Origin of the sequence: uncultured Enterovirga sp. (assembly GCF_964242715.1) — a bacterium.
Lineage (GTDB): Bacteria > Pseudomonadota > Alphaproteobacteria > Rhizobiales > Beijerinckiaceae > Enterovirga.
The window spans coordinates 26,436-52,299 of record NZ_CAXTAZ010000024.1 but is presented as its reverse complement, the minus strand read 5'-3'; the positions used below and the strand labels follow the sequence as shown (position 1 = coordinate 52,299).

General features: G+C 68.6%; 22 protein-coding genes. 9 read left to right on the top strand and 13 right to left on the bottom strand.

Annotated elements, in window-relative coordinates:
• The first annotated feature begins 25 nt into the window (after positions 1–25).
• From ACFE87_RS13430 to rsmA, 3 genes are all read left to right on the top strand, one after another.
• The gene (locus tag ACFE87_RS13430; protein WP_375460146.1) at positions 26–2,635 is read left to right on the top strand and encodes an LPS-assembly protein LptD; all 2,610 of its coding nucleotides are present in this window, start codon (positions 26–28) and stop codon (positions 2,633–2,635) included.
• Between the two features lie 61 nt (positions 2,636–2,696).
• A complete protein-coding gene (gene pdxA, locus ACFE87_RS13425; RefSeq protein WP_375460145.1) occupies positions 2,697–3,710 on the top strand; it encodes a 4-hydroxythreonine-4-phosphate dehydrogenase PdxA in 1,014 nt (337 codons plus the stop codon).
• Positions 3,707–4,606 carry a 16S rRNA (adenine(1518)-N(6)/adenine(1519)-N(6))-dimethyltransferase RsmA gene (gene rsmA, locus ACFE87_RS13420; protein ID WP_375460144.1) on the top strand — a complete coding sequence of 300 codons (900 nt, stop codon included), beginning with the start codon at positions 3,707–3,709 and terminating at the stop codon, positions 4,604–4,606. The genes pdxA and rsmA overlap by 4 nt, the downstream gene beginning before the upstream one ends.
• On the opposite strand, the gene gmk is transcribed toward rsmA, so the two are convergent.
• The 7 genes from gmk to fabD form a co-directional block, all read right to left on the bottom strand.
• Positions 4,552–5,232, bottom strand: a complete 681-nt coding sequence (gene gmk, locus ACFE87_RS13415; protein WP_375460143.1) for a guanylate kinase — start codon at positions 5,230–5,232, stop codon at positions 4,552–4,554. The genes rsmA and gmk overlap by 55 nt on opposite strands.
• On the bottom strand, positions 5,229–6,116 hold the full coding sequence (locus ACFE87_RS13410; RefSeq protein ID WP_375460142.1) for a YicC/YloC family endoribonuclease: 888 nt from the start codon (positions 6,114–6,116) through the stop codon (positions 5,229–5,231). Before ACFE87_RS13410 ends, gmk begins: the two co-directional genes overlap by 4 nt.
• Before the next feature lie 9 nt (positions 6,117–6,125).
• On the bottom strand, positions 6,126–7,616 hold the full coding sequence (mltG, locus tag ACFE87_RS13405; protein WP_375460141.1) for an endolytic transglycosylase MltG: 1,491 nt from the start codon (positions 7,614–7,616) through the stop codon (positions 6,126–6,128).
• Positions 7,617–7,732: 116 nt separating this feature from the next.
• A complete protein-coding gene (gene fabF / locus ACFE87_RS13400) occupies positions 7,733–8,995 on the bottom strand; it encodes a beta-ketoacyl-ACP synthase II (protein WP_375460140.1) in 1,263 nt (420 codons plus the stop codon).
• A gap of 48 nt (positions 8,996–9,043) precedes the next feature.
• The gene (locus ACFE87_RS13395) at positions 9,044–9,283 is read right to left on the bottom strand and encodes an acyl carrier protein (protein ID WP_375460139.1); all 240 of its coding nucleotides are present in this window, start codon (positions 9,281–9,283) and stop codon (positions 9,044–9,046) included.
• A 164-nt stretch (positions 9,284–9,447) separates the two neighbouring features.
• Positions 9,448–10,185 carry a 3-oxoacyl-[acyl-carrier-protein] reductase gene (gene fabG, locus ACFE87_RS13390; RefSeq protein WP_375460138.1) on the bottom strand — a complete coding sequence of 246 codons (738 nt, stop codon included), beginning with the start codon at positions 10,183–10,185 and terminating at the stop codon, positions 9,448–9,450.
• On the bottom strand, positions 10,178–11,137 hold the full coding sequence (gene fabD / locus ACFE87_RS13385) for an ACP S-malonyltransferase (RefSeq protein WP_375460137.1): 960 nt from the start codon (positions 11,135–11,137) through the stop codon (positions 10,178–10,180). Before fabD ends, fabG begins: the two co-directional genes overlap by 8 nt.
• Before the next feature lie 223 nt (positions 11,138–11,360).
• Between fabD and ACFE87_RS13380 the strand changes: the two genes are divergently transcribed.
• From ACFE87_RS13380 to ACFE87_RS13365, 4 genes are all read left to right on the top strand, one after another.
• Positions 11,361–11,834, top strand: coding sequence for a hypothetical protein (locus ACFE87_RS13380; protein ID WP_375460136.1), 474 nt, complete (start codon positions 11,361–11,363; stop codon positions 11,832–11,834).
• A 172-nt stretch (positions 11,835–12,006) separates the two neighbouring features.
• The gene (gene rpoZ, locus ACFE87_RS13375) at positions 12,007–12,408 is read left to right on the top strand and encodes a DNA-directed RNA polymerase subunit omega (protein WP_375460135.1); all 402 of its coding nucleotides are present in this window, start codon (positions 12,007–12,009) and stop codon (positions 12,406–12,408) included.
• Between the two features lie 125 nt (positions 12,409–12,533).
• Entirely contained in the window at positions 12,534–14,684 is a 2,151-nt protein-coding gene (locus ACFE87_RS13370) for a RelA/SpoT family protein (RefSeq protein WP_375460134.1), read from the top strand.
• A gap of 31 nt (positions 14,685–14,715) precedes the next feature.
• The gene (locus ACFE87_RS13365) at positions 14,716–16,530 is read left to right on the top strand and encodes an ATP-binding protein (RefSeq protein WP_375460133.1); all 1,815 of its coding nucleotides are present in this window, start codon (positions 14,716–14,718) and stop codon (positions 16,528–16,530) included.
• Positions 16,531–16,533: 3 nt separating this feature from the next.
• On the opposite strand, the gene ACFE87_RS13360 is transcribed toward ACFE87_RS13365, so the two are convergent.
• From ACFE87_RS13360 to dapA, 3 genes are read right to left on the bottom strand one after another with little or no spacing between them, the layout of a single operon-like run.
• A complete protein-coding gene (locus ACFE87_RS13360) occupies positions 16,534–17,118 on the bottom strand; it encodes a peroxiredoxin (protein WP_375460132.1) in 585 nt (194 codons plus the stop codon).
• Positions 17,118–17,597, bottom strand: a complete 480-nt coding sequence (smpB, locus tag ACFE87_RS13355) for an SsrA-binding protein SmpB (protein WP_375460131.1) — start codon at positions 17,595–17,597, stop codon at positions 17,118–17,120. Before smpB ends, ACFE87_RS13360 begins: the two co-directional genes overlap by 1 nt.
• Positions 17,597–18,487 (bottom strand): 4-hydroxy-tetrahydrodipicolinate synthase, encoded by an 891-nt coding sequence (gene dapA / locus ACFE87_RS13350; RefSeq protein ID WP_375460130.1) that lies wholly within the window; start codon positions 18,485–18,487, stop codon positions 17,597–17,599. Before dapA ends, smpB begins: the two co-directional genes overlap by 1 nt.
• Positions 18,488–18,564: 77 nt before the next feature.
• Between dapA and ACFE87_RS13345 the strand changes: the two genes are divergently transcribed.
• Positions 18,565–20,655, top strand: a complete 2,091-nt coding sequence (locus ACFE87_RS13345) for a lytic transglycosylase domain-containing protein (RefSeq protein WP_375460129.1) — start codon at positions 18,565–18,567, stop codon at positions 20,653–20,655.
• Positions 20,652–21,557, top strand: a complete 906-nt coding sequence (locus ACFE87_RS13340; RefSeq protein WP_375460128.1) for an alpha/beta fold hydrolase — start codon at positions 20,652–20,654, stop codon at positions 21,555–21,557. Before ACFE87_RS13345 ends, ACFE87_RS13340 begins: the two co-directional genes overlap by 4 nt.
• On the opposite strand, the gene ACFE87_RS13335 is transcribed toward ACFE87_RS13340, so the two are convergent.
• The 3 genes from ACFE87_RS13335 to ACFE87_RS13325 form a co-directional block, all read right to left on the bottom strand.
• Positions 21,544–21,954: a hypothetical protein gene (locus tag ACFE87_RS13335; protein ID WP_375460127.1), complete on the bottom strand. Its 411-nt coding sequence runs from the start codon at positions 21,952–21,954 to the stop codon at positions 21,544–21,546. The genes ACFE87_RS13340 and ACFE87_RS13335 overlap by 14 nt on opposite strands.
• Before the next feature lie 10 nt (positions 21,955–21,964).
• Positions 21,965–23,755, bottom strand: a complete 1,791-nt coding sequence (locus tag ACFE87_RS13330; protein WP_375460126.1) for a hypothetical protein — start codon at positions 23,753–23,755, stop codon at positions 21,965–21,967.
• Positions 23,756–23,942: 187 nt separating this feature from the next.
• Complete coding sequence (locus tag ACFE87_RS13325; protein ID WP_375460125.1) at positions 23,943–25,577, bottom strand: porin; 1,635 nt, start codon at positions 25,575–25,577, stop codon at positions 23,943–23,945.
• Positions 25,578–25,864: the final 287 nt, after the last annotated feature.

The following is a 25,864-nucleotide window of genomic DNA, read 5'->3' as shown; positions in this document are numbered from 1 at the left end:
CAGTTACGGCCGTCGAGGAGCAAGGATGGAGTTCGGTCGGGGCAGGATCGCAGGTTGGGCGGTCGCTCTGGTGCTGATCGGCGCCGGGCTGCCGTCCGTCGCGTCCGCCCAGGGCACGGCCAACGACATGCTGTCCCGCAAGGCGGCGCAGGACCCGAAGGCGCGCCTTCTCGTCGAAGGCCGCGAGATCATCTACAACCGCGACAAGAACACTGTCACGGCGTCCGGCGACGTCGAGCTCAATTACGGCCCCCGCACGGTCCAGGCCGATCGCGTCATCTACGACCGGAATTCCAGCCGCGTGCTGGCCGAAGGCAATGTCCGCCTCACCGAAGCGAATGGCGCCGTCACGACCGGAGACCGCTTCGAGCTCACGGATGATTTCAAAACAGGGTTTATAGATAGTTTACGGCTCCAGCAGTCGACCCGCGACATGTCGGGTCCCGTGACGACGCGCTTCTCGGCGCCGCGGGCAGAACGCGTGAACGGCGAGACGACCGTCTTCGAGCGCGGCACCTACACGGCCTGCGAGGCCTGTCGCGACGATCCGGAGCGGCCGCCGCTGTGGCAGGTCAAGGCGGCCCGGATCATCCACAACAACGAGGAGCGGCGCATCTATTACGAGGGCGCCTCCCTCGAATTCGCCGGCATCCCGCTGGCCTATGTGCCATATTTCTACACGCCGGACCCCTCGGTCCGACGCGAGTCCGGCTTCCTGGCCCCGCGCTACGTTCACACGAGCGCCCTCGGCTACGGAGTGTCGGTCCCGTATTTCTGGGCGATCGCACCCGACCGCGACCTGACGCTCCAGCCGACGGGCCTGACCCGGCAGGGCTTCCTGATGCAGGCGGAATACCGCCAGCGGTTCCTGACCGGCGCCTTCAACATCCGGGCCGCCGGTATCTTGCAGCAGGACCAGAGCGCCTTCCTGCCGGCGCCGTTCGGGCCCGGAAACCGCGAGGCCCGCGGCTCCCTGGAAACGTCGGGGCGTTTCAACATCAACGAGCGCTGGCATTACGGCTTCGACATCGCGCTTCTCTCGGACAAGTGGTTCCTCCAGAACTACAAGATCCGGAGCGAGAGCCTCGCCAGCAATTACATTCTGGCCGAGTCGATCTCGCAGGCGTATCTGCGCGGGCAAGGTGACCGCTCCTTCTTCGATCTGCGGGCGTTCTACTTCCAGGGACTGTCCTACGCCGATTGGCAGAAGCAGCTGCCGCTCGTTGCGCCCGTTCTCGACTACGACAAGCGCGTGAACGGCCCGCAGCCGATCGGCGGCGAGGCCCGGCTCCAGTTCAATTTCACCAACGTCTCGCGGGACGCGGCGCAATTCACGCCGACCTCCCGGGCGAACCAGGCATTCCCCTTCCTGACCACCAATTCCCTCAACGGCGGGAGCGTCCTGACGCCCTACGAGAGCTGCGCCGTGTTCCAGCGCGGAAGCTGCCTCGTCCGCGGGCTCTCGGGCGATTTCGCCCGCGTCTCGGCCGAAGCTTCCTGGCGCCGGACCTTCATCGACGATGCCGGACAGACCTGGACGCCCTTCACGTATCTTCGGGCGGACGGCTTCTTCAACAATCCGAGCACGACGGGTTTCCAGAACCAGCAGATCTCGAACTTTATCAAGGGTTCGGATGAGTTCGTCGGACGCGCGACGCCGGCGATCGGGGTCGAGTACCGCTACCCGTTCGTGTCCGAACAGGGCCGGTTCGGCACGCATACCCTGACGCCGATCGGACAGATCGTCGCCCGGCCGAACGAGGCCCGCATCGGACGCCTTCCGAACGAGGACGCCCACAGCCTCGTCTTCGACGATTCCACCCTCTTCGATTGGGACAAGTTCTCGGGCTACGACCGGGCCGAGGGCGGCGTGAGGGCCAATGTCGGGCTGCAATACAACGTCACCACCCCGGCCGGCTGGACCGGCAACGCGCTCTTCGGCCAGTCATACCAGGTCGCCGGCCTGAACTCCTATGCGCAGCCGGACCTTCTCGCGACGGGGCTCGGCTCGGGGCTGGATAACCGGGTCTCGGACTTCGTCGCGCGCGCACAGATCAACCCGAACGACAATTTCTCGCTGATCACGCGCGGCAGGTTCGACAAGGACGATCTCACCGTGAACAGCTTCGAGGCCCAGGCGGTCGCGAATTTCAAACCTTACATCCCGGTGGTCGCCTCGCTGACCTACGCGCGCTACCAGGCGCAGCCCCTTCAAGGCTTTTCCCACCGGCGCGAGGGCCTCCAGCCCGCGGCCTCGCTCCAGTTCACGCCGAACTGGTCGATTGGGGGCTCCGTCCTGTTCGATCTCGACCGCTACATCGACAGCCGCGAAACCTACGCGGTCAACTACGCTAATTACGCGAGGGACTTCGGCCAGGCGGCCGCGCAGGCGAACGTGTCCTACCGCAAGTCGGATCCCTACACGGTCGCCCAGACTGGGCTGAGCCTCGGCTACAAGGACGAGTGCACGACCTTCAGCATCAACTACGCGATGACGCCCCGACTCGCGACGAGCGGCGAGCGCGAGTCCGACCGGACCGTGCTGGTCCGGCTGGAGTTGCGGACGCTCGGGCAGACCTCCGTTTCGCAGAACCTGACCACGGCCTCCTCGGCCGACGGTATCGCGTCCCGTTGACCTGAGAGGACGCAGCGCGGCAGGCGGGCTCGCTTCGCGCCGGCCCGCATGGGCATCATCCATGGCCGGCATTCCGAGCCCTCCCCTCGCGATCACGCAGGGCGACCCCTCCGGCATCGGCCCCGAAATCACGCTCCGGGCATGGCGGGACGGAAGCCGGCGCGACCCCTTCTTCGTCGTCGGCGATCCGCGCTTCCTGCGGCGGGCAGCGGAAGCGCTCGGTTGGGCCGTGCCCGTGGCGGAGAGCACGCCCGAGACCGCAAGGGACGTCTTCGCGCGCGCCTTGCCCGTCGTTTTGCACGGCCTTTCGGTCGAAGCCGCGCCTGGCCGGCCGGATCGCCGGAATGCGGCATCCACGATCGCGTCGATCGACATGGCGGTGGCCCTGACGAGAGCCGGCCGCGCCGCCGCCGTCGTGACCAATCCTGTCGCGAAACATGTGCTGTACGAGGCCGACTTCCGCCACCCGGGCCATACCGAGTATCTGGCCGAGCTCGCAGCCGATCCCGGCCGGTCGCCGCCGCACCCGGTCATGATGCTCTGGTGCGAGGCGTTGGCCGTCGTCCCGGTCACCGTCCATGTCGGGCTGGCGCAAGTGCCGGCGCGGCTCACGACGGAGTTGATCGTCCGCACCGGCCGCATCGTGGACCATGACCTCCGCCTCCGCTTCGGCATCGCCCGGCCGCGTCTCGCGGTCGCCGGGCTGAACCCCCATGCAGGCGAGGCCGGCACGATCGGGACCGAGGAGGGGAGGATCATCGCGCCGGCGGTGGAGCGCTTGCGGGCGGACGGCATCGACGTCTCCGGGCCCTGGCCGGCCGACACGCTGTTCCACGAACGGGCCCGCGCACGCTATGACGCGGTGCTCACGATGTATCACGATCAGGCGCTGATCCCGATCAAGACGATCGCCTTCGACGAGGCCGTGAACGTCACGCTCGGGCTTCCCTTCGTGCGGACCTCGCCCGATCACGGGACCGCCTTCGACATCGCCGGACAAGGGCTAGCCAGGCCGGACAGCCTGAACGCCGCGATCGCCCTCGCCGGGCGGTTGTCGCGCGTGGCGCGCCCATGACGACCGCCCAGGACGGGCTGCCTCCACTACGCGAGGTCGTGGCCCGCCACGGCCTCGGCGCCCGCAAGGCGCTCGGCCAGAATTTCCTGTTCGATTTGAACCTGACCGGGCGGATCGCCCGGGCCGCGGGCCCGGTCCAGGGGCACACGATCCTGGAAGTCGGGCCGGGTCCGGGCGGGCTCACGCGATCCCTCCTGGCCGCCGGGGCCGAGCGCGTGATCGCGGTCGAGCGCGACCCGCGCTGCCTGCCGGCCCTGGCCGAGATCGCGGCGCATTATCCCGGGCGGCTCAAGGTGGTGGAGGCGGACGCTCTCACCCTGGACCCGGCGCGGCTGCTCGGCCCGGGGCCGTCGCGGATCGTCGCGAACCTGCCCTACAATGTCGGCACCGCGCTCCTGATCAAGTGGTTGACGACGGAGATCTGGCCTCCGGCCTGGGCCAGCGCGACCCTGATGTTCCAGCGCGAAGTCGCCGACAGGATCGTGGCCGGCCCGGATGCGCCCTCCGATTACGGCCGGCTCGGCATCCTGTGCGGATGGCGTGCCCGCGCGCAGATCCTGTTCGATGTGTCGCCGCAGGCCTTCGTGCCGGCCCCGAAGGTCACCTCGGCCGTCGTGCTGATCGAGCCTCGGCCAGCGCCTCTACCCTGCCGCCTCGGCGCGCTCGAGCGCGTCACGGCGGCAGCCTTCGGGCAACGGCGCAAGATGCTGAGGCAGAGCTTGAAGTCGCTCGGTGGTGACCCGGCGCCGATCCTGGAGGCCGCCGGCATTCCCGGCACCATTCGGCCGGAAGAGGTGCCGGTCGAGGGCTTCATCGCCCTCGCCTGCGCGCTCGACGCCGCTCAGATGGTGCGCTCGGCGAGGAGCGAGGACACGAACCCGTCCAGTCCCGTCTGACGCTCCCGGCGCAGGCGTTCGGCCTCGAGGATGGATTTCAAGCTGTCGAGCGAACGGCCGAGATCGTCGTTGACGATGACGTAGTCATACTCGGCCCAGCGCTCGATCTCGACGAGCGAATTCGCGAGCCGGCGCTCGATCGTCTCGCGGCTGTCCTCCGCCCGGCGCTCCAGCCGGTGCTGCAATTCGGACATGCTCGGCGGCAGGATGAAAGCCGTGACCACGTCGCGTCCGATCTTCTCCTTGACCTGCCGGGTGCCCTGCCAGTCGATGTCGAAGATCATGTCGAGGCCGGAGCCGAGCGCCCGCTCGACCGGACGGCGCGGCGTTCCGTAATAATTGCCGTGGACCTCGGCCCATTCGAGCAGGTCGCCGTGGTCGCGCAGCGCCAGGAAGTCATCGACCTCGATAAAATCGTAATCCTGGCCGGGGATCTCGGAGGGACGCTTCGCCCGTGTGGTGACCGAGATCGAGACCGAGAGCCCGGCGAACTGGTCGACGGAGAGGGCGCGGGTGAGGCTCGTCTTGCCGGCGCCCGAGGGCGAGGACAGGATCAGGACGAGGCCCCGCCGCGGGATCACGACGCCAGGCGGCGGAACGGCATGGTCCGGCTGAAGCACGGTCATTCGATATTCGCGACCTGCTCGCGGAACTGCTCGACCACGGCCTTGAGCTCGAGCCCAATCCGAGAGAGGGCGACGTCGTTGGCCTTCGAGCAGAGCGTATTCGTCTCGCGACCGAATTCCTGGGCCAGGAAGTCGAGCCGCCGCCCGACGGCAGCCTCCTCCGCCAGTAGCGCGCGCGCGGCATCGAGATGCGACCGCAAGCGGTCGAGTTCCTCGCGAATGTCGGCCCGACTGGCCAGAAGCGCGGCCTCCTGGTGGAGCCGACCGGGATCGAGCGCCTGCGAGGCCTCGAGAAGCGTCGCGACCTGGGACGCGAGGCGCGCCTTCACGGCTTCGGGCTGGCGGCCGGCAGAGCTGTCCGCCGCCTCGACCAGCCTGCCGATCTCGTCGAGCTGCCGCGCGAGGACGGAGTCGAGCGCGGCACCTTCCGCGGCGCGAGATACCTGCAGGGCGGCGACGAGGCGGGCGGCACCGGCGACGAGGTCGCGTTTCAGCGCCTCGTCGAAGGCCTCGCCCCCGGATTCCTCGTCGATCTCGACGACGCCCCGAATGGCGAGAAGCCCGTCCAGCGTCGCCGGCCCGAGACCCTCCGGGCGAGGCACTCGCGCCAGGTCCTCGATCAACCCGGCCAGGACGTCCCGGTTGATGCGGACCCGGGCCGCCCCTGCCGCGCGGGTCAACGAGAGCGTGAGCTGGCATTGCCCGCGCGACAGCCCTCGCATGATGATCTGGCGAGCCTCCTCGCCCGCTGCGTCGAGCCCGGGCGGCGTCCGCATCCTGACCTCGAGCCCGCGGCCGTTGACGCTCTTGATTTCCCAGGCCCATTGGTTCGGGCCGGTGGCGCCGGCTTCCCGCGCGAAGCCGGTCATGGACTTGACGGTCAAGATCGCTGCCTAGCGCCGCGGCGTCTCGAAGCCGGGCGGCGGCTGCAGCACCTCCGCCTCACGCCGTGTTCCCTCCTGCCCGCGCGGCTGTCGCCTCGCAGGCCGTGCGGCGGCTCGCGTCCGGGCGGGCGCAGCCGGCAAGGCCGACGCTTCTTGGCCGACATTCGGCACGTTCTTCGGGGTCGTCAGGTCCCAGCTCTGGTTCCGGAGCGGGTCGCGAAGGGTGCCCTCGGAGGCATCGAAGCCCCGACCGGCAGAGCGGGCCGACGGATCGGCATAGGCCGACACCGCCCCGGATGACGTCGGAGCGGCGTCGTACTGGGTCCGATTGTCGGCCGGGGGAGCAGGGCGATCCACGGGAGAGGCGCCGGATCCGGCGACCTCGCGCTCGCGCTCGATCTGGCGCCACCGGGCGACGTTGCGCTGATGCTGGTCGTAGGTCTCCGCGAAGACGTGGCCGCCGGTGCCGTCGGCGACGAAGAACACGTCCTTGGTCTTCAGCGGTTTGGCGACCGCCTCCAGCGCAGCCCGTCCGGGATTGGCGATCGGCCCGGGCGGAAGCCCTTCGATGACATAGGTGTTGTAGGGCGTGGGCCGGTCTATCTCGGCCCGGGTGATGCCGCGTCCGAGCGTGCCCTTCCCGCCGACGATGCCGTAGACGATGGTCGGGTCCGATTGCAGCTTCATGCGGCGCGCGAGCCGGTTCAGGAACACGCTCGCGACCCGGGGCCTCTCGTCGGCCCGGCCGGTCTCCCGCTCGACGATGGAGGCCAGGATCACGAGTTCCTGCGGGGTCTTGATGGCGAGGTCCGGCGCGCGCCCGGACCATGTCTTGGCCAGCACGTCCCGACCGGCTGCCTGCATCCGGTTCACGAATTGCTGCCGCGTCTCGCCCCGCTCGATCTTGTAGGTGTCGGGCATGAGCGAGCCTTCGCGCGGCACCTCGTTGATCGTGCCGGTCAGGATGTCGTTCTCGCGGATGCGGGTCACGATCTGCTCGCTCGTCAACCCCTCCGGCAGGGTGAAGGTGTGCAGGATCGCCCTGCCCTGAATCAGCGTGTCGATCGCCTCATCGATGCTGATCCCGGCCCGGAACAGGAACTCGCCGGCCTTCAGCTGGCCCTTGCTGCGGTTCAGGTAGGAGAAGAGTTCGAACAGGGTCGGATTGCCGATCACGCCCTCCCGGGTGAGGAGATCGGCGATGTCGGATGTGCCGACGCTCTTCGGAATCAGCACCGTCTTGTCGGCCAGCAACGGGCCGGGCTTCTCGACCTCGCCTTCCAGCGCCAGGAGCCCGAAGACCAGGGTGCCGCAGACCACCACCGCGACCGTCGTCAATCCGCTCAGCAGCGACAGGAGCCCACCGCGCGGCCGCCGCACCCGGACCTTGTTCACCGGGATGGGTTTGAGGGAATCGTTCGGGCTGCGGGGCGCGACGCGGCCCGGCAGCGTGTCCGACTCGTAGGGCGGCTCGGGTGTGATCCGTCGCTTGCCGAACATCTCAACGCCTCACGAAAGGCACGCCAAGTCCCATGCGGGTCCGCGGCCGGGCTGCAGGCCCGACCGTACCTGCTGGTACTTTATGGCGAAATGGCGTGACGAGGCCGTCCATGGCGTTACGCCGCACGCCGGAACACCAGGGAGGCATTGGTGCCTCCGAACCCGAAGGAGTTCGACAGCACGGTCTCGATCGGCTTCGTCCTCGCCTCGTGCGGCGCGAGATCGATCGGCGTCTCGACCGACGGATTGTCGAGATTCAGGGTCGGGGGCGCGATGCCGTCTCGGATCGCCAGGACCGAGAAGATCGCCTCGACCGATCCGGCCGCACCGAGAAGATGCCCGATCGCCGACTTCGTGGAGGACATGACGAGCTTGCCGGCGGCGTTGCCGACCAGGCGCTCGACCGCCCTCAATTCGAGTTCGTCGCCCATCGGCGTCGAGGTGCCATGGGCGTTGATGTAGTCGATGTCCGAGGCCGAGATCCCGGCCCGTTTCACGGCCGCGCTCATGCAGCGAAAGGCGCCGTCGCCGTCCTCGGCCGGGGAGGTGATGTGATAGGCGTCCCCGGACAGGCCATAGCCGATGACTTCGGCATAGATCTTGGCGCCGCGGGCCATGGCGTGTTCGTATTCCTCGAGTACCACGATCCCGGCGCCCTCCCCCATGACGAAGCCGTCGCGGTCGCGGTCATAGGGGCGTGAGGCCCGGACCGGATCGTCGTTGTAGCCGGTCGAGAGCGCCCGGCACGCGGCGAAACCGGCGAGGGAGAGCCGGTTGATCGGCGATTCCGCGCCGCCCGCGACCATCACGTCCGCATCCCCGAAGGCGATCAGCCGGGACGCGTCGCCGATCGCGTGCGAGCCGGTCGAGCAGGCGGTCACCACGGAATGGTTCGGTCCCTTGAGGCCATGCGCGATCGAGACATAGCCCGAGGCGAGATTGATGATCCGTCCCGGGATGAAGAAGGGCGAGATCCGGCGAGGACCCTTCTCGTAGAGGGTGATCGAGGCATCGTAGATGCCGCCAATGCCTCCGATGCCGGAGCCGATCACGACACCCGTCGAGGTCTGGTCCTCGTAGCTCTCGGGATGCCAGTCGGCATCGTCGAGGGCCTGTTTCGCGGCCGTCATCGCGAAGACGATGAAAGGATCGACCTTGCGCTGGTCCTTGGGGTCCATCCACTGGTCGGGATCGAAGGTGCCCTCCGTCCCGTCGCCCCGCGGAATCATGCAGGCGATCTTGCAGGCGAGGTCCGAGACGTCGAAGGTGTCGACCCGGACGGCCCCGCTCTCACCTGCCAGTAGGCGGCGCCAGGTGGTCTCGACCCCGCAGCCGAGAGGGGTCACCATTCCGAGGCCGGTGACAACGACCCGCCGCATGTTGCTCACGCCCGTCGCGGCGTCAGGCCGCGAGAAGACCCGCGCGCATCAAGCCGCCGCGCTCTTGTCCAGGAACTTGATGGCGTCGCCGACGGTGACGATGGTCTCGGCCGCGTCGTCCGGGATCTCGACGTTGAACTCTTCCTCGAACGCCATGACGAGCTCGACCGTGTCGAGGCTGTCCGCCCCAAGATCATCGATGAAGTTCGCATTGTCGGTCACCTTGTCGGCTTCGACGCCGAGATGCTCCACGACAATCTTCTTCACGCGCTCAGCTGTATCGCTCATCACTATCCTCGCACATGCAAACTCGGCGGCCCGCCGAACCCCGGCGAGATTTCTCGATCGGGGCCGTCGGCATTGCAACGGCCCTGCCTGAAGTGGCCGTGCAAAGCCTTATTTTCGCCGCCGGTCAAGCCCTGCGCCGGCGCTGCGCGGCCCCTTGATGCCGCTCACAGCATCGCCATGCCGCCATTCACATGGATCGTCTGGCCCGTGACGTAGCCGGCCTCGTCGGATGCCAGATAGGCGACCGCCGCCGCGATCTCGGCGCCCTCTCCGAGCCGGCCCATCGGGACCTTCGCCAGGATCGCGGCGCGCTGCGCATCCGTCAGGCCTTCGGTCATCGGCGAGGCGATGAAGCCCGGCGCCACGACATTCGCCGTGATGCCGCGTGTCGCCACCTCGGCCGCCAGCGCCTTCACCATCCCGACGAGGCCCGCCTTGGACGCCACGTAATTCACCTGACCCGGATTCCCGATCGAGCCGACCACGGAGCCGATCGAGATGATACGGCCATGCCGGCGCCGCATCATGCCCTTCACGGCCGACCGCGTGAGCCTGAACGCCGCCGTGAGATTGACCGCGATCACGGTCTCCCAATCCTCATCCTTCATGCGCAGGAGAAGTCCGTCGCGGGTCACGCCGGCATTGTTGACCAGGATGTCGACATGCCCGCACGCCGCTTCCGCGGCCGGGACCAGGGCCTCGACGGCCGAAGGATCGGCGAGATCGCATGGCAGGATGTGAACGCGCTCGCCGAGTTCCCCGGCCAGTTCGGTGAGGGCCTCGAGACGCGTCCCTGACACGGCAACGGTCGCGCCCTGCCGGTGAAGAACCCTCGCCGCCGCTCCGCCGATGCCGCCCGTCGCGCCCGTGACGAGGGCTGTGCGTCCGGTGAGGTCAAACATGGGCGCCGGCCTCCAGGACCGTTCTGAGGGCGTCGAGATCCGAGGGCTGGCCGAAGGCGGCGGCGCTCGACCCGGTGGCGATCCGCTTCACGAGGCCGGTCAGCACCTTGCCGGCACCAACCTCGACGAACCGGTCGATCCCGAGCGCCGCCATGGCGACGACGCTCTCCCGCCAGCGCACGGTGGCGGTGACCTGCTGCACGAGCGCGGCCCGGATCGCGTCGGGGTCGGAGATCGGCGCAGCCTTGACATTGGCCACGACCGGCACTGCCGGCGCATGCAGGATCGTGCCGCCGAGGGCTTCCCGCATCGTCTCCGCCGCGGGCGCCATCAGCCCGCAATGGAAAGGCGCGGAGACGCTCAGCATGATCGCCCTCCGGGCGCCCCGACCCTGCGCGATCACGACGGCCCGCTCCACGGCCGCCTTGTGCCCCGACACGACGACCTGGCCCGGGCCGTTGTCGTTGGCAACATCGCAGACCTCGCCGCCGGTCGCGGCCTCGCGGGCGATCTCCTCGGCCACCTCGCGGTCGAGTCCGAGCAAAGCCGCCATGGCGCCGGCTCCGACCGGAACCGCGCGTTGCATCGCGTCGCCTCGGATCCGCAGAAGCCGGGCGGCGTCGCGGATCGAGAGCGAACCGGCAGCCGCAAGGGCCGAATATTCACCGAGCGAATGGCCGGCCACGACCCGGACGCCCCGGGCGAGATCCAGTCCGGCCTCGCTCTGCAGCACCCTGAAGGCGGCGAGACTCGCAGCCATAAGGGCAGGCTGCGCATTCGACGTCAGGTTGAGTTCCTCCGTCGGACCGTCGCGCATCAGGCCGGACAGGTTCTGCGACAGCGCCTCGTCGACCTCCGCCAGGACGGCCCGGGCTGCGGGAAACTTCGTCGCGAGGGCCGCACCCATGCCGACGGCCTGGCTGCCCTGACCTGGAAAGATGACCGCTAGCATATCCCGTCGTTCCACCCTGTTTCGGACCATCGATGCTGGCCGCACTTTGAGGCGGGAGGTCGCACCGGCCTGCGTCGAGTGTCAACCCGCGCTCCCCCTGGTTAGCCTGCGTTCAGGTTGAGACGCCGACGATGCCCGACGTGGCGCGCTGCCGCCGCCGGGAACCCTGTCCTCTCTGCAGCATTTTCCCGTCAAGGTGGCGGCGAATGGTTAGGAGTTTGAGATGTCCTTGAAGGTTTTGGGACTAGCGGGCGTGGCTGCGGCCACGCTGGTCGGATCGACCTTCGCGATGACCGAGAGCGCTGACGCGCGTCCCGGTTACCGCGGTGGCGGCTTTGCCCGCGGCGGCTTCGGCGGCCGGGGTTTTTACGGCGGGCGCGGCTATTACGGTGGGCGCGGGTATTACGGTGGGCGCGGCTATGGGCGCGGTTTCGGCTACGCCGGCGCGGGCATCCTCGGCGGCCTGGCGCTTGGTGCCTTCGCAGCCTCTACCTATCCGAGCTACGGCTATTACGGCGGCGGCTATTCTGGCTATTACGGCGGCGGATACCCGGCGTCTTATGGCGGCGGGTATTACCCGGCCTCATATAGCGGCGGATACTACCAGGCCTCCTATGGCGGATGCGTGCTGGAGCGCCAGCGGGTTCGCGGCCCGTATGGCTGGCATGTGCGAAAGGTCGAGGTCTGCTACCGGTAGACAGGTCGGCGGCCTTCCTCCGTTCTTGCTGTCATTGACAGGGCCGCGCGGCATCGCTGCGCGGCCCGTTCTTCGTCGACGCGGCCAAGTGCGGGGCCGGTCCTTGCTCCAGGACCGGCTTGGGTGTAGGGCGTTCCCAAACCCCGATATTAGCCGTGGAAGGAGCCGCCGGATGGCGCGCGTCACCGTTGAGGATTGCGTCGACAAGGTCGAGAACCGGTTCGAGCTCGTTCTGCTGGCGAGCCATCGCGCACGTCTTCTCGCCTCCGGTTCGCCGCTCACGATCGAGCGCGACCGCGACAAGAACCCGGTCGTGGCTCTCCGCGAGATCGCGGACGAGACCATCGCGCCCGACGACCTCAAGGAGCAGCTGATCCACTCGCTGCAGAAATATGTCGAGGTCGACGAGCCCGAGGCCGAAACGGTTCCGCTCCTCGGCTCGGCCGCGGCGGCCGTCCCGGCGGCTTCGTCCGACGACAAGGACGTGCAATTCGACAAGATGAGCGAAGAGGATCTGCTTCGCGGTCTCGAAGGTCTGGTGCCGCCGGCCGAGACCGACGACGACGAGGGCTGAGCCGGAGTTCAGGTCGCAGATGAGCCCGGCCCGGTGCCGGGTTGCGTTTCGTTGGCGGGCGTGAGGGTCTCCCAACAGATGGAACCGCTCTGAATTCGCCACGGCGGGAAGTCGGCTCGCCCAAGATGATGCGCCAATACGACCTCGTGGAGCGGGTCAAGCGCTACGACCCGAATGTCGACGAGGCCCTGCTCAATCGGGCCTACGTCTACGCGATGGTCGCCCACGGCAGCCAGACTCGGGCCTCCGGCGACCCCTTCGTCGCCCACCCGCTCGAAGTCGCCGCGATCCTGACCGACCTGAAGCTCGATTCCGCGACGATCGTGGCGGCGGTCCTGCACGACACGGTCGAGGACACGGCGACCACGCTCGAGGAGATCAACCGCATCTTCGGTCAGGAGATCGGCTCCCTCGTCGATGGGCTGACCAAGATCAAGCGGCTCGATCTCGTGTCGCGGCAGGCCGCCCAGGGCGAGAATTTCCGAAAGCTTCTTCTCGCCGTTGCGGCCGACCTCCGCGTCCTCTTCGTCAAGCTCGCCGACCGTCTGCATAACATGCGGACGCTGGGCTTCATGCCGCCGGAGAAACGCAAGCGCATCGCCCAGGAGACGCTCGACATCTACGCGCCGCTCGCCGGCCGCATGGGCATCCAGGAGATCCGGAACGAACTCGAGGACCTGGCCTTCCGGAACCTCAACCCCGAGGCCTACGGCACCATCTCGGGTCGGCTGAAGGACCTCAGCCAGCGCAACGAGACCCTGGTCGAGGAGGTGGAAGCCGGGCTGAGGCTGAAGCTCGCGGCCAGCGGCGTGAAGGCCGAGGTGAGCGGACGCCGCAAGAGCTCCTATTCGATCTGGCGCAAGATGGAGCGCAAGTCCGTCGCCTTCGAGCAGCTCTCGGATGTCTATGGCTTCCGCCTCATCGTCGACGGGGTCGACGATTGCTACCGCGCGCTGGGTATCGTCCACACGGCCTGGCCCGCCGTGCCGGGCCGCTTCAAGGATTACATCTCGAATCCGAAGCAGAACGATTATTCCTCGCTGCACACGACGGTGATCGGGCCCCGCTCGCAGCGGGTCGAGCTGCAGATCCGCACCCACGACATGGAGGATGTCGCCGAATACGGCATTGCCGCCCACGCGCTCTACCGGGACGGCGCCGCGGCGCTCGCCTCCGAGAGCCGCGCCTATCAATGGCTCCGCCGGACGGTGGATCTTCTGGCGGAGGGCGACAGTCCCGAGGAATTCCTGGAACATACCCGGCTCGAGCTGTTCCACGATCAGGTTTTCTGCTTCACCCCGAAGGGGCGGCTCATCGCGCTGCCCCGCGGCGGCAACGCCATCGATTTCGCCTATGCCGTGCATACCGACGTCGGCAACACGGCCGTCGGCGCGAAGATCAACGGCCGCATGGCCCCGCTCTTCAACGAGCTGCAGAACGGCGACGAGGTCGAGATCGTCCGGGCGGATGGCCAGAGCCCGCCGCCCGCCTGGGAATCGCTCGTCGTCACCGGCAAGGCCAGGGCCGCGATCCGGCGCGCGGCCAAGGCCGCGACCCGCCGCCAATATGCCGGCCTCGGCCGCCAGATCCTGGAACGCGCCTTCCAGCGCGCCGGCAAGGCGTTTTCGGACGAGAAAGTCCGGGGCGCCCTCCCCCGCCTGGCCCGGGCCTCGATCGACGACGTGCTCGCGGCCGTGGGCCGGGGCGAGATGTTCTCCGGCGACGTCGTCCGGGGCGTCTATCCGGATTACGTCGAGCGGCGTGGTGACGGCGAGGCCGCCCGCTCGCTCGCGGCTCGGGCCAACAGCGCCGGACCGCCCACGGACGCGCTCCCGATCCGTGGCATCGAGGCCGATATCGCTGTCCGCTTCGCCCCGAACGGAGGCGCGGTCCCGGGCGACCGCATCGTCGGCATCCTGACGCCTGGCGAGGGCGTCACGATCTACCCGATCCAGAGCCGGGCACTCGCCGATTTCGACAACGATCCGGAGCGTTGGATCGACGTGCGATGGGATGTCGAGGCGGGTGCCGGACGCCGCTTTCCGGCACGTCTCTCCCTGCAGTCGATCAACGAGCCGGGCAGCCTCGCCCAGATCGCTCAGGTCATCGCCGACCACGACGGCAATATCGAGAACATCTCGATGCACCGGCGCACGCCGGACTTCACCCAGGTCACCGTCGATCTCTCCGTCTTCGACCTGAAGCACCTGACGGCCATCATCTCCGAGCTTCGTGCGAAGTCGGCCGTGAACAAGGTCGAGCGCGCCACCGGATGACGTCGCTGCAATCTGCCCAGGACCGCCGGTCGTGAGCACGCGTCTCGACCATCAGCGGAGCGCGATCTCTCGTGGGCGCCTGCTCGAATGGGCGCTCGTCCTCGTCTCGCTCTGCCTCCCCGCGATCCTGTTCAGCCTGGCCGCATGGCGGAACCACGAGGAGGTGCTGGCCTCGTCGGAGGTCCGGATCGAGCGCACGGTTCGCATCCTGCAGGAGCATGCCGTCAAGGTGTTCGAGACTCATCGTCTCGTCATCGAGCAGGTCAACCTGCGCGCCCGGTTCATGGACTGGTCGAGCGAAGCCGACCGGACGGACCTCCACGCCTTGATGAAGGGGCTTCAGGACAGCCTCGACCAGGTCGCCACGATCACCCTCACGGATGAATTGGGGAGGCTGAAGGCCAGCAGCCGCCTCCATCCGGTCGATGCGTCGATCGCCTTCGCGGACCGGGACTGGTTCCAGGCCGTGAGGGACGACGCCCCCAAGCGGCCCTTCGTCTCGCGCTCCTATATCGGTCGCCAATCCGGACAATCCGTCTTCAACATCGTGGGCAGGGCGGCCGCCGCCGACGGCGCCTTCGGCGGCGCGGTCGCGGTCTCGGTCGACCGCAGCTATTTCGACCGCTTCTATCGCCGGGTCGAGACGGACCCGACCCATTCCGTCGTGCTCGTTCGCCAGGACGGGACCATCCTGGCCCGCGATCCCAACACGAGCCAGGTCCGGCTCAGCAGCGACGGCGCCTTCTTCACCTGGCTCCGGATGGGGTCGCCGGACCGCCTGGTCAGCGCCCACGCGATCCGGGACGGGGTTCCCCGGATCTATGGCTTCCGCCAGGTCGGCGAGTATCCGGTCTATGTCGGATACGGCCTGACGCGCGCGACCGCGCTCGATCCCTGGTGGCGGAATCTCGAGGTCTTCGGCCTCGTCGCGGCGCTCGCCGCCTTGGCGCTCCTGGCCGTCTCGGCCCTCGCGATCCGACAGTCACGGCGCGAGACTGCGGCCCTCGCCGGCCTCGAAACCGCACGCGCGGACCTCGCTGCCGCGAATACGACACTCGAAGAGCAGGTCGCCGAGCGCACGGCCGAGCTCCGCGACTCGAACGAGGAGATGCAGCGCTACGCCTATATCGTCAGCCACGACCTGCGCGCGCCACTCGTGAACGTCATGGGGTTCACGAAGGAACTCGCAACGCTCAAGCCCGAGCTCCTGGCCGCCGGCATCCTTCCGCCCGAGGCCGACGCGCGGGCCGAGGTGGAGCGCGATTTCGACGAGGCCATCGGTTTCATCTCGGCCGCGATCCAGAAGATGGAGGGCCTGATCAACGCCATCCTGCGGCTGTCGCGGGAGGGCCGTCGCTCCTTCGCACCGGAACGCCTGGACATGACGCGTCTCGTCCAGGGCCTCGCGGACGCCCAGCGCCATCAGGCCGATGTCGCGCACGCCACGGTCGAGGTCGGCGCGCTGCCGGACATCGTCGCCGACCGGGTCGCCGTGGAGCAGGTCTTCGGCAACCTCCTCGACAATGCGGTGAAGTATCTCGATCCGGCGAGGCCCGGGCGGGTCTCCATCACGGGCACCTCCTTGGGCCGGCATGTGCGCTACAGGGTCGAGGATAACGGTCGCGGCATCGCCGCCGCCGATCATGGCCGCGTCTTCGACCTGTTCCGGCGCTCGGGAATGCAGGATCGCCCGGGCGAGGGTATCGGTCTCGCGCATGTTCGCACGCTGGTCCGGGCGATGGGCGGTCGGATCGAGCTCGAGTCCCAGCTCGGGCGCGGCACGACCTTCACCGTGACCCTGCCGGCCCGTTTCCGGGGCGAAGCGGGGGAATTGGACGCGGCTTGAAGGTCAGGCCGGGCGGGGCTCGGCCCGGAGCCAGCTCACGACGTCGGCCGCATTCCGGTCGGGCGGGAAGACCGGATAGAACACCTTCGTGACCCGGCCCGTATCGACGACCATCGTCAGCCGTCGCAGCAGGGTCATCCCGGCGACCTCGAAGACGGGAAGCCGGGCGGCGACCGCGAAAGTGAGCGCCGCATCGGACAGGAGCGGAAACGGCAGGTGCAGCCGGGCCGCTACCTCCTGCTGGTAGGGCACGTCCTGCGTCGAGAGCCCGAACAGGTGATCCACCCCGAGCCCGCGGAGCTCTTCCGCATGATCCCGGAAGGCGCAGGATTGCGGCGTGCAGCCCCGGGCGCCCGGGATCGCGTCCCAGCCGTCGGGATTCGGCCTGCCGGGCTCGCCGGTGCGCGGATAGGCATAGACGACGCTGCGGCCCGGGAGCCGCGCGAGCGACACCGTCCCGCCATCCGTCGCCGGGAGCGGGACGTCCGGCAATGCCGAGCCCTCGAGATGCGAGGCGCCGCCGTCGTCCGGCGGGACCGGAAGACCGACGGGAAGCTCCGTCCAGCTCGCGCCGAGAGCCTCCAACATCAGCCCTTGCTCCTCATCAGCCGGGCCTTTTCCCGATCCCAGTCCTTCTTCTTCTCGCTCTCGCGCTTGTCGTGGAGCTGCTTGCCGCGCCCGAGACCGATCTCGACCTTCGCGCGCCCGCGATCGTTGAAGTAAAGCTTGAGCGGGATGAGCGTGAACCCCTCCCGCTGCGTCGCGCCGATGAACTTGTCGATCTGGCGCTTGTGCAGGAGCAGCCGCCTGGGCCGCCGGGGCTCGTGGTTGAACCGGTTCGCCTGCAGGTATTCCGGGATGTTGGCGTTGAAGAGGAAGATCTCGTTGCCGGACGGGCCGGCATAGGATTCCCCGATCGTGACCTTGTTCGCCCGCAGCGACTTCACCTCGGTGCCGGTCAGCGCGATGCCGGCCTCGACCGTGTCGATGATCTCGTAGTTGAACCGGGCCCTGCGGTTGTCGGCGACGATCCGGTTCGGCGAGGCGTTCTTGTCCTTCCCAGCCATCAGGCGTTCAACAACCCCGCATGGACCATGGCGGACCGGATCGCGGCCTTCGTCGGCGGCGTGACCGGCAGCATGGGGAGCCGAATCTCCTCGTTGCCGCGACCGAGCAGCGACAGCCCGCATTTCGCGCCCGCGAGGCCGGGCTCGAGGAAGATCGCGTCATGCAGCGGGATCAGACGATCCTGCACCTTGAGCGCGCCGGCATAGTCGCCGGACAGCGACGTCCTGTGCAATTCGGCGCAGAGCGCCGGCGCGACATTCGCCACGACCGAGATGCAACCATGCCCGCCCGCGGCGTTATAGGCGAGCGCGGTCATATCCTCGCCTGAAAGCTGGAGGAAATCGGGTCCCATCGCGTGGCGCTGCTGCGAGACGCGGGCAAGATTCGCGGTCGCGTCCTTCACGCCGGCGATGTTCGGCAATTCGTAGAGCCGGCTCATCGTGGCGACGGACATGTCGATCACGGAGCGGGGCGGGATGTTGTAGATGATGATCGGGATGCCGACCGCGTCGTTCACGGCCTTGAAGTGAAGGAACATGCCTTCTTGAGTGGGCTTGTTGTAATACGGGGTGACGACCAGGACCGCATTCGCGCCGGCCTTCTCGGCATGGCGGGCGAGCGCCACGGCCTCCGCGGTCGAGTTCGAGCCGGCACCCGCGATCACCGGAACCCGGCCGCTTGCCTCCGACAGGCAGACCTCGACCACGCGCTTGTGCTCGTCATGGGTCAGGGTCGGGCTCTCGCCCGTGGTGCCGACCGGCACGAGACCGTCCGTGCCGCTCTCGATTTGCCAGTCGACCTGGGCGCGGAACGCGGCTTCGTCGAACTCGCCGTCCCGGAACGGCGTCACGAGCGCGGTGAGCGACCCTCGAAGACGACGGGTGGCCATCGTGGTTTCCTCCCTGGCGCCACCGGCTCCAGCTGTCCGACACATAGAGCGCCCTCCCGGGTGAGGCAAACCGCACCATGACGTCCCGCCTTCTTTGCCTCCCTCTCCTGTCCGCTCTCGCCTTCTCGATCCTCGGCACGGCTGCCGTCGCCGCGCCCGAGGAGACGAAGCCGCCGGAAACGAATGCGGCCGCACGGCCCGACCTCCCGCTCCTCCGCGACGCGGTCACGGCCTATCGCCGCGGCGATCTCGCCGCCGGCGACGCGATGCGGGCGCGTGCGGAGAGCGCAGCTGCCGGACTATTCCTGGAATGGGCCGCCCTGCGGCTCGGCGGCATGACGGTCTCCTTCGAGCGAGTCGCGGCATTCTCGGTCGCCAACCCGGACTTTCCGGGCCAGAGCTGGCTCAGGCGGCGGGGCGAGGAGGCGCTGCTGGTCGAGCGCAAGCCACCGTCCCTCGTCCGGGCCTATTTCGCGCGGGAACGCCCCCAGACCCCGGCCGGCAAGCTCGCGCTCGCCCAGGCCTTCCGGGCCGACGGTCTGGTCGATGATGCCGGCGCCCTGATCCGGGAGACGTGGCGCAACGACATGTTCGGGCGCGATCTCGAATTGCGCATCCTCGACGCCTTCAACGACGCCCTCACGATCACCGACCATCGCGCCCGGATGGCCCGTTTCCTTGGCCGCGAGAATTGGGAGGGCGGACGCCGGGCCGCCAGCTATGCTGGCGAGGGTTACGACACGCTGGTCCGGGCACGCACAGCCGTCGAGGATCGCGCCCGCAACGCGCAGAAGCTGGTCGATTCGGTGCCGGCGGCGCTGAAGACGGAAATCCCGTTTCTGTTCGCACGCGCCCAGCTGCTGCGCAGGTCCGACAAGGCGACCGAGGCCGCCCGCCTCCTCGCGGATCTCACGCGGGATCCGGCCATTCTGGTCGACGGCGACGTCTGGTGGGTCGAGCGCCGGCTCGTCGCCCGGAAGCTGCTGGACGACGGGGATCCGAAGGCCGCCTACGCGGTCGTGAACGGGCACGGCGCCTCGACCACGGAGCGCCGGATCGAGGCGGAGTTCATGGCCGGCTGGATCGCGCTGCGGTTCATGAACGAACCCCCGACCGCACGGCGCCATTTCGACCGGGCCGCCGCCCTGGCCATGACGCCGATTTCGCTGGCGCGGGTCGCCTATTGGCAGGGCCGCGCGGCGGAGGCGGCGGGTTCAGGCGAGGAGGCGAAGTGGTTCTATGCGCGGGCCTCGTCGCACGGCATCACCTATTACGGCCAGCTCGCGGCTGCGAAGCTTGGCATCACCGCTCCGGTCGTTCGCCCGGCAAGCGATCCGTCGAGTCCGGGCCGTCTTGCCGCCGCCCGCACGCCCCTCGTAGAGGCGGTCACTCTCGCCTACGCGGCCGGCCTGCGGGAGCTGGCCTCGCCGCTGGCGCTCGAATTCGCGCGCGGCTCGACGGAGCTTCCTCAGCTCGAGGCCGTCGCCGAGATCGTCGCCGAGAACCAGGATGTCCGCACGCTGCTGACGCTCGGCAAGCTCGCCACCCAGCGCGGCTTGCCGTTGGACGAGGCAGCCTTTCCGATCATCGGCGTGCCGGTCTACGAGCCGCTCGGCCCTGGGGTGGAGCCCGCGATGGTCCATGCGATCGCGCGCCAGGAAAGCGCCTTTGATCCCGCCGCCGGGTCGGGGGCCGGAGCGCGCGGATTGATGCAGCTGATGCCCGGAACGGCCCAGGCCACGGCCAAGAAGGCCGGCATTGCCTACGAGCCCGGCCGCATCCTCGAAGCCGTCTACAATGCACGCCTCGGTTCGGCCCATCTCGCCGACCTGATGGAGGATTGGAAGGGCGCCTTCATCCTGGTCTTCGCTTCCTATAATGCCGGCCCCGGTAACACCAGGAAGTGGATCCAGGCCTATGGCGACCCGCGCGACCCCGGGGTCGACCCGGTGGATTGGGTCGAGCGGATCCCCTTCTCGGAAACCCGGAACTACGTCCAGCGCGTGATGGAGAACCTCCAGGTCTACCGCCGCCGGCTCGACGCCAGGAGCGCCCTCCTGATCGAGACCGACCTGAAGGGGAGCAGCCAGCCACGATCCACCGCCGCCGCGGGACCCGAAGCCTCCCCTCCGGCTCAGCCCGCCAGGACAGGTTCGACGATCCGATGAGCGGGGCGGCTTTTTCGGATGTCTGGACCCGTTCCGAGGACGGGCTCCGGCTGCATGCGAGGCTCTACGGGCCCCTGCCGTCGGGCCGTCTTCCGGTCGTCTGCCTGCCCGGCCTGACCCGGAACAGCTCGGAATTCCATGCCCTTGCGGCCATGCTGCGGGCCGATGATCCGGACCGCGCCGTGCTGGCCGTGGATTATCGAGGCCGGGGCCTGTCCGATCACGATCCGGATTTCGCCCATTACACGATCGCGGTCGAGACCGCGGATCTCCTTCGTCTGCTCGTGGAACTCGGCATCCGGGAGGCGACTTTCATCGGCGTGTCGCGTGGCGGCATGATCGGGATGGGGCTCGCGGCCACGCAGCCCGGCCTCGTTCGGGGACTGGTCCTCAACGACATCGGCCCGGTGATCGAGCGTGAGGGCCTGCTCCGGATCAAGGGCTATGTCGGCCGGCTCGGGGCGCCCGCGGATCTTGCCGAGGGGGCTGCCCTCCTCCGGGCGCGCTTCGGCCCGCATTTCCCGAACCTGACCGAGGCGGAGTGGCAGGACTGGGCCGAGACGGTCTGGACCGAAAAGGACGGCCGCCTCGTCGCAGCTTACGATCCGGCCCTCGCCCGCACCCTGGACGCGATCGAGCCCGACTCGCCGATCCCTGATCTCTGGCCCTTCTTCGACGCGCTCGGCTCCGTGCCCGTCATGGTCGTCCGGGGCGCGAATTCGGACCTGCTTTCGGCCGCGACGGTGATCGAGATGGCCAGGCGCCATTCCGATCTCGAGACGGTCGAGGTCGCGGACGAGGGCCATACGCCCCTCCTGCACAGGTCGGCCCTCGCCTCCCGCATCGCTGCCTTCCTTCGACGCGCCGCGGCGGCGCCCCCGGCTGCCGCTAAACCGGCGTAGCGGCGGAGGCGGTCGGGCTGGCGACCGCCGCCGGTCTGTCCCGGCCGGCGCCATTCGCTTCCGACGGTCGCGCCGGCGCTGTCGTGACAGGTTGATCCGGCGCGAGATCGTCGTCTCTGCGGCGGATGACGCGGCGTAGGCCGGTGCCGGCCAGCGCACCGACGAGGTAGGCGACGGCCAAGCTCACGCCGATGTCGAGCCACAGCCCCGCCGTGCCCGGCACCACCTGGCTCCAGACGGCCAGGCAGGCCGACGCGAGGAGAACCAGGATCCCGGTTCGAAATGGGTTTCGGGCGCTCGGCGCCGATCGGCCCCGTCCGCCTAGAGCGGCGAAGAGAAGGCCGAGCACGGCCGCCAAGGCGAGAGCTGGCCAGAGGCGCTCGAGCAGAAAGATCATCGGGCGTTTCTCATGGGGAGACGGCGAATTCGGTCCGCTCGCCCGCGCTCGCCGGCGGCTGACCCGCACCGGCCGCAGTGGCTGTCGCGGGCGCGCCGGCCGCGCTCGCGGATCCCGCGGCCGTGAGACGGGCCGTGGCACCCCGCTCGACGAGGGCGGAGACAAGCGTCGTGGCCCGCGCCGTCGCGAGCGCCCGGCCGTCGGCGACGCCGTCCAGACGATGCGCGACCGCGATCCGCGCCGTGCCGCAGCGGCGGACGATGTCGGCCAGCCCGTCGAGCGCCGCCCGGCTCTGGGGCGACAGCTCGGCCTTGCCGGGCTGGAACCGCACCGGGTCACGACGCGCCGCCTCGGCCAGCACATCCGCGCAGGTCATCGCGTCGAGCGATCGTTCCGGTGCGACCGGCTCGACGACGATCGAGGCGGACCAGCCCGGGGGCACGGATTTCGGAACCGCATCCCGGGCCCGCGCCGCGAGCTGGCCATAGAGTATCCGGCCGGAGAGACGGAGGTCGGTGTCGCGAATCACGGCTTCGCCCTCGGCGAAATCGGCGAGAGCCTCCAGGGCGGCGCGCTGTGCCTCCGGGAAACCGGCCGGCGCACCGTCCGCGACGACCCGCTGGTCATTGAGCCTCTCGCCCGGATACCGGGCAGAGACGAGAGCGGCGACCTCGCGCCGCTCCCGCTCGCCCGGAACGAAGCCCGTCAGGACGACCCGGCCTCCGGAACGGCGGGCAACGACCCGGAACGGCGACGCTGCGACCGCCACGATCGCGATCGGCCCGGCTTCGATGCCGGCCGGAATCGATTGCCGGATCCGGGTCTCGATAGCGCCGAGCCGCAGCTTGTCGACGCCCTGCCCGGAGAAGCGAAACCGTTGCTCGGCGAGTTCGGCCGTACCGGCCTGGAGTTCCGCCAGCGCCGCCACGATCGATCCCGTGAAGGCCCGGAAATCGACACCCGATTCGAGGCCGCCCGCCGTCTGCATGTCGTCCGTGACGGCGACGTCCGGCAAAGCCGCCCTGGCGCTCTGCACAAGTTCCGCTCGCAGCGTTTCGGACGGGACGAACCCTCCGAAGCGGATGCCGCCTTCGTCGCGTCGGGCCGACCAGGAATAGGACGGCACGACGGGCGGCTCGATCGTGATCGCTTCGACCGCGAAGCCGGCCGGTGGCGAGTTCACGGCCGCGAGCGTGGCCCGATAGGACGCGAAGTCCGGCGTGACCGCCCGGACGCGGAGGCTGCGATCGGAGATGGATGCCTCGCCCGAAGTCGCTCGCGACAAGACGTCCAGGAGAAAACGGGCCGCCGCCTCGAAGCCGGGCGGGGCGCCCGTGGCCAATTTCAGCCGATCGTCGACGGCTTCGGCGGAGACGAGGGTCCCGGCCTGCTCGACCAGGGCGGCCCGATCTTCGGCGCTCGATACGCCGCCTGCGAAGGAGAACCCGCCTTCGCTTCGCCTGATTGTCATCGCGAAGGGTGTCATGGCGACCGGGGCAGCGACCTCGGTCCGGACCGACCGGACCCCGGGGAGGGACCGGATCGCGGTTTCGCTCAGGCTCCTGACGTCGCCCGTCAGACCGAGATCGGCCACCAGCGTGACGTCCCGACCGTCGACCTGGGCTCGGGCTCGGTAGCGTGCGAGACCAGCCTCTCCAGCACCCGGATCGGCGAGCCGGATCGTGCTCCGCCTGATCGCCTGTTCGATCGCGGGAACGAGATGAAGGCCGGTCAAGCCGCAGAGGAGGGCCAGCGCGGGGAGGCCGTAGGTCCAGCCTGCCGGCCGGTGCCCTCCGGTCACCGGTTCGGTCTCCCCGCCCGATGGGGGTTCTTGCTCTGTCACGCTCTTTCGTCGACCCGATCACGCGGCCGCATCGCCGCGCCGGTCATGAGCCTCAAGATCGGGACGTCTTTGAGGCCGAAGGGGCCTCACAACGAAAAAGCCCCGGCACAAGGCCGGGGCTCGGATCGCTCGATACGTCGAGAGATCAGAAGTCGCGCTGGACGCGCATCCGGACGATGACGTTGTCGTCGACCTTGACCGTCCGCGGCACGCCGCCGACCGTGACCGGCTTGTTCGAGTCGATCACACGGCCGTTGCTGGCGCCGCCGAGGAACTCGATCCGCTGGTAGAGGGCCTCGACACCGATATCGAGATCCTTGACGGGCGACCAGACCAGGTTCGAACCGGCAACCACGTTGCTGTAGTCCTTGGCGAACCCGCTGAAGATACCGCCCGGTCCCGATGCCGTAGCGGCAGGAATGCCACCCGGAGCCGCGAACACGCCGATTAGCGGGGACGCCGCACCGCGCAGAGCGCGATCGAACTCGGTGCGGCCGTAGCTGCCGAAGAACGCCTGACGCCATTCCGGAGCCCAGTAGTGCAGGTAGGCGGCGGTGCCGGACCAGGAGGTGGTCAGGTGCGTCCGGCCATTCGTGTCGACGGCCATGTCGTAGCCGCCCGGAACGTTCGTGCCGCTGAACCGGTTCGTATAGGTGGCCCCAAGCGACTCCGACCCCTGCGGGACGTAGATGCCGGTGTAGGAACCAGCGCCTTCCGCGTACGCCGCCTGCAGCCAGAGCACGTCGCCGGTTCCGATCGCCGGCATGTTGAGCTTCAAACCACCTTGCACGGCGTAGCCGTACTCGGCATCCGGAACCCGCGCGACCGGCGCGCCAGCGGGCACCGCGCCGCCATTCACGGCGAACGCGCCAGTCACGAAGTTGCCGGTGCGGAGTTCATGCACAGCCGCGGAAACCTGCGCCGCGCCCCAAGGAGCGTCGTAACGGACCGCGCCGACGAAGTCGGGCAGGTGGTTACGCTGCGCCACGTCGATATTGATCGCCGACAGCGGAGTGCCATTCGCCGCGAAGGTCAGGCCGACCGGGGTCGGGGCGATCTGACCGAGGAAGATGTTGGCCGAACCCGTCGAGGTGTTGCCGCTGGTAGCGGTGCCGATGGTGGGCGTGAAGGCGAAGGTCGGGTTACGCCGAGCGATCGGGTCTTCCATCGACAGCGTCGCCGAGAAGCCCTGCCCGAAGGTGAAGGTGTAGGCGAGCAGGTTGGTCGAGGCGACGTCCGAGCCGACGGTCAGGCCGCTGAACTCGAGGTCGTGAGCGTAGAAGTCATAGAAGGACGAAGCGCGACCGGCCGTGAACCCGGCGAACTGGATGAAGGCCTTGTCGACTTCGACATACTTCTGAGCGCGGCCGAACGTGTCCTGGCCAAGGCCCGGGAACGCGTTGGCGTAGCGCTGCTGGGTGCCCGAGGTCAGCTGGGCGCCGGTGCGGGAATGAATTTCGAAGCGGACGAAGGCGCGCAGGGTGCCGAAGGCGGTCTGCGTGCGGGCGTCGATGTTGAGACGGCCCAGGCCGCGGAAGCCGGACACGTCGCTGTTACGGGTGCGGTTCGAAACGTACTGGTATTCGAAGCGAGCACGACCGCCGACCCGGAGGCACGTATCGGTGCCCGGGATGAAGAAGAAGCCGGCACCCTGCGCGGTGCAGACACGAACGTATTCGACCGGCACGGCCTTCCGGGTCGGAAGGTCGGCTGCCTGAGCCCCGGCGACCGCGCAGAGACCTGCGGCAGACCCGAGGAGAAGGCTCTTCATGAGCTTCATGTTGATCTCCAAAGTTAGAACCTCGGGCTTCGGTTCACCGCCGACCCACTCCCAGGTCGACCGCTTGTCCTTACCCCCAAAAACCTGGCGTCTGCGTCGCCTATCGGCTTATCGCTTCGGCCCGATCGCGATGAAGTAGTCCCCGTCGCAAAGTCACCATGATTGAGGCCGGGGCTTCGATCAACCGATCCGAGCGGTTTTGGGGGCATGCGAAGGGGGTTTCCAATTCGCTGTTGCTAAACAGCAACGAAGCGGCCAAGGCAGAGGTCGTACCAATACCTAAGCCA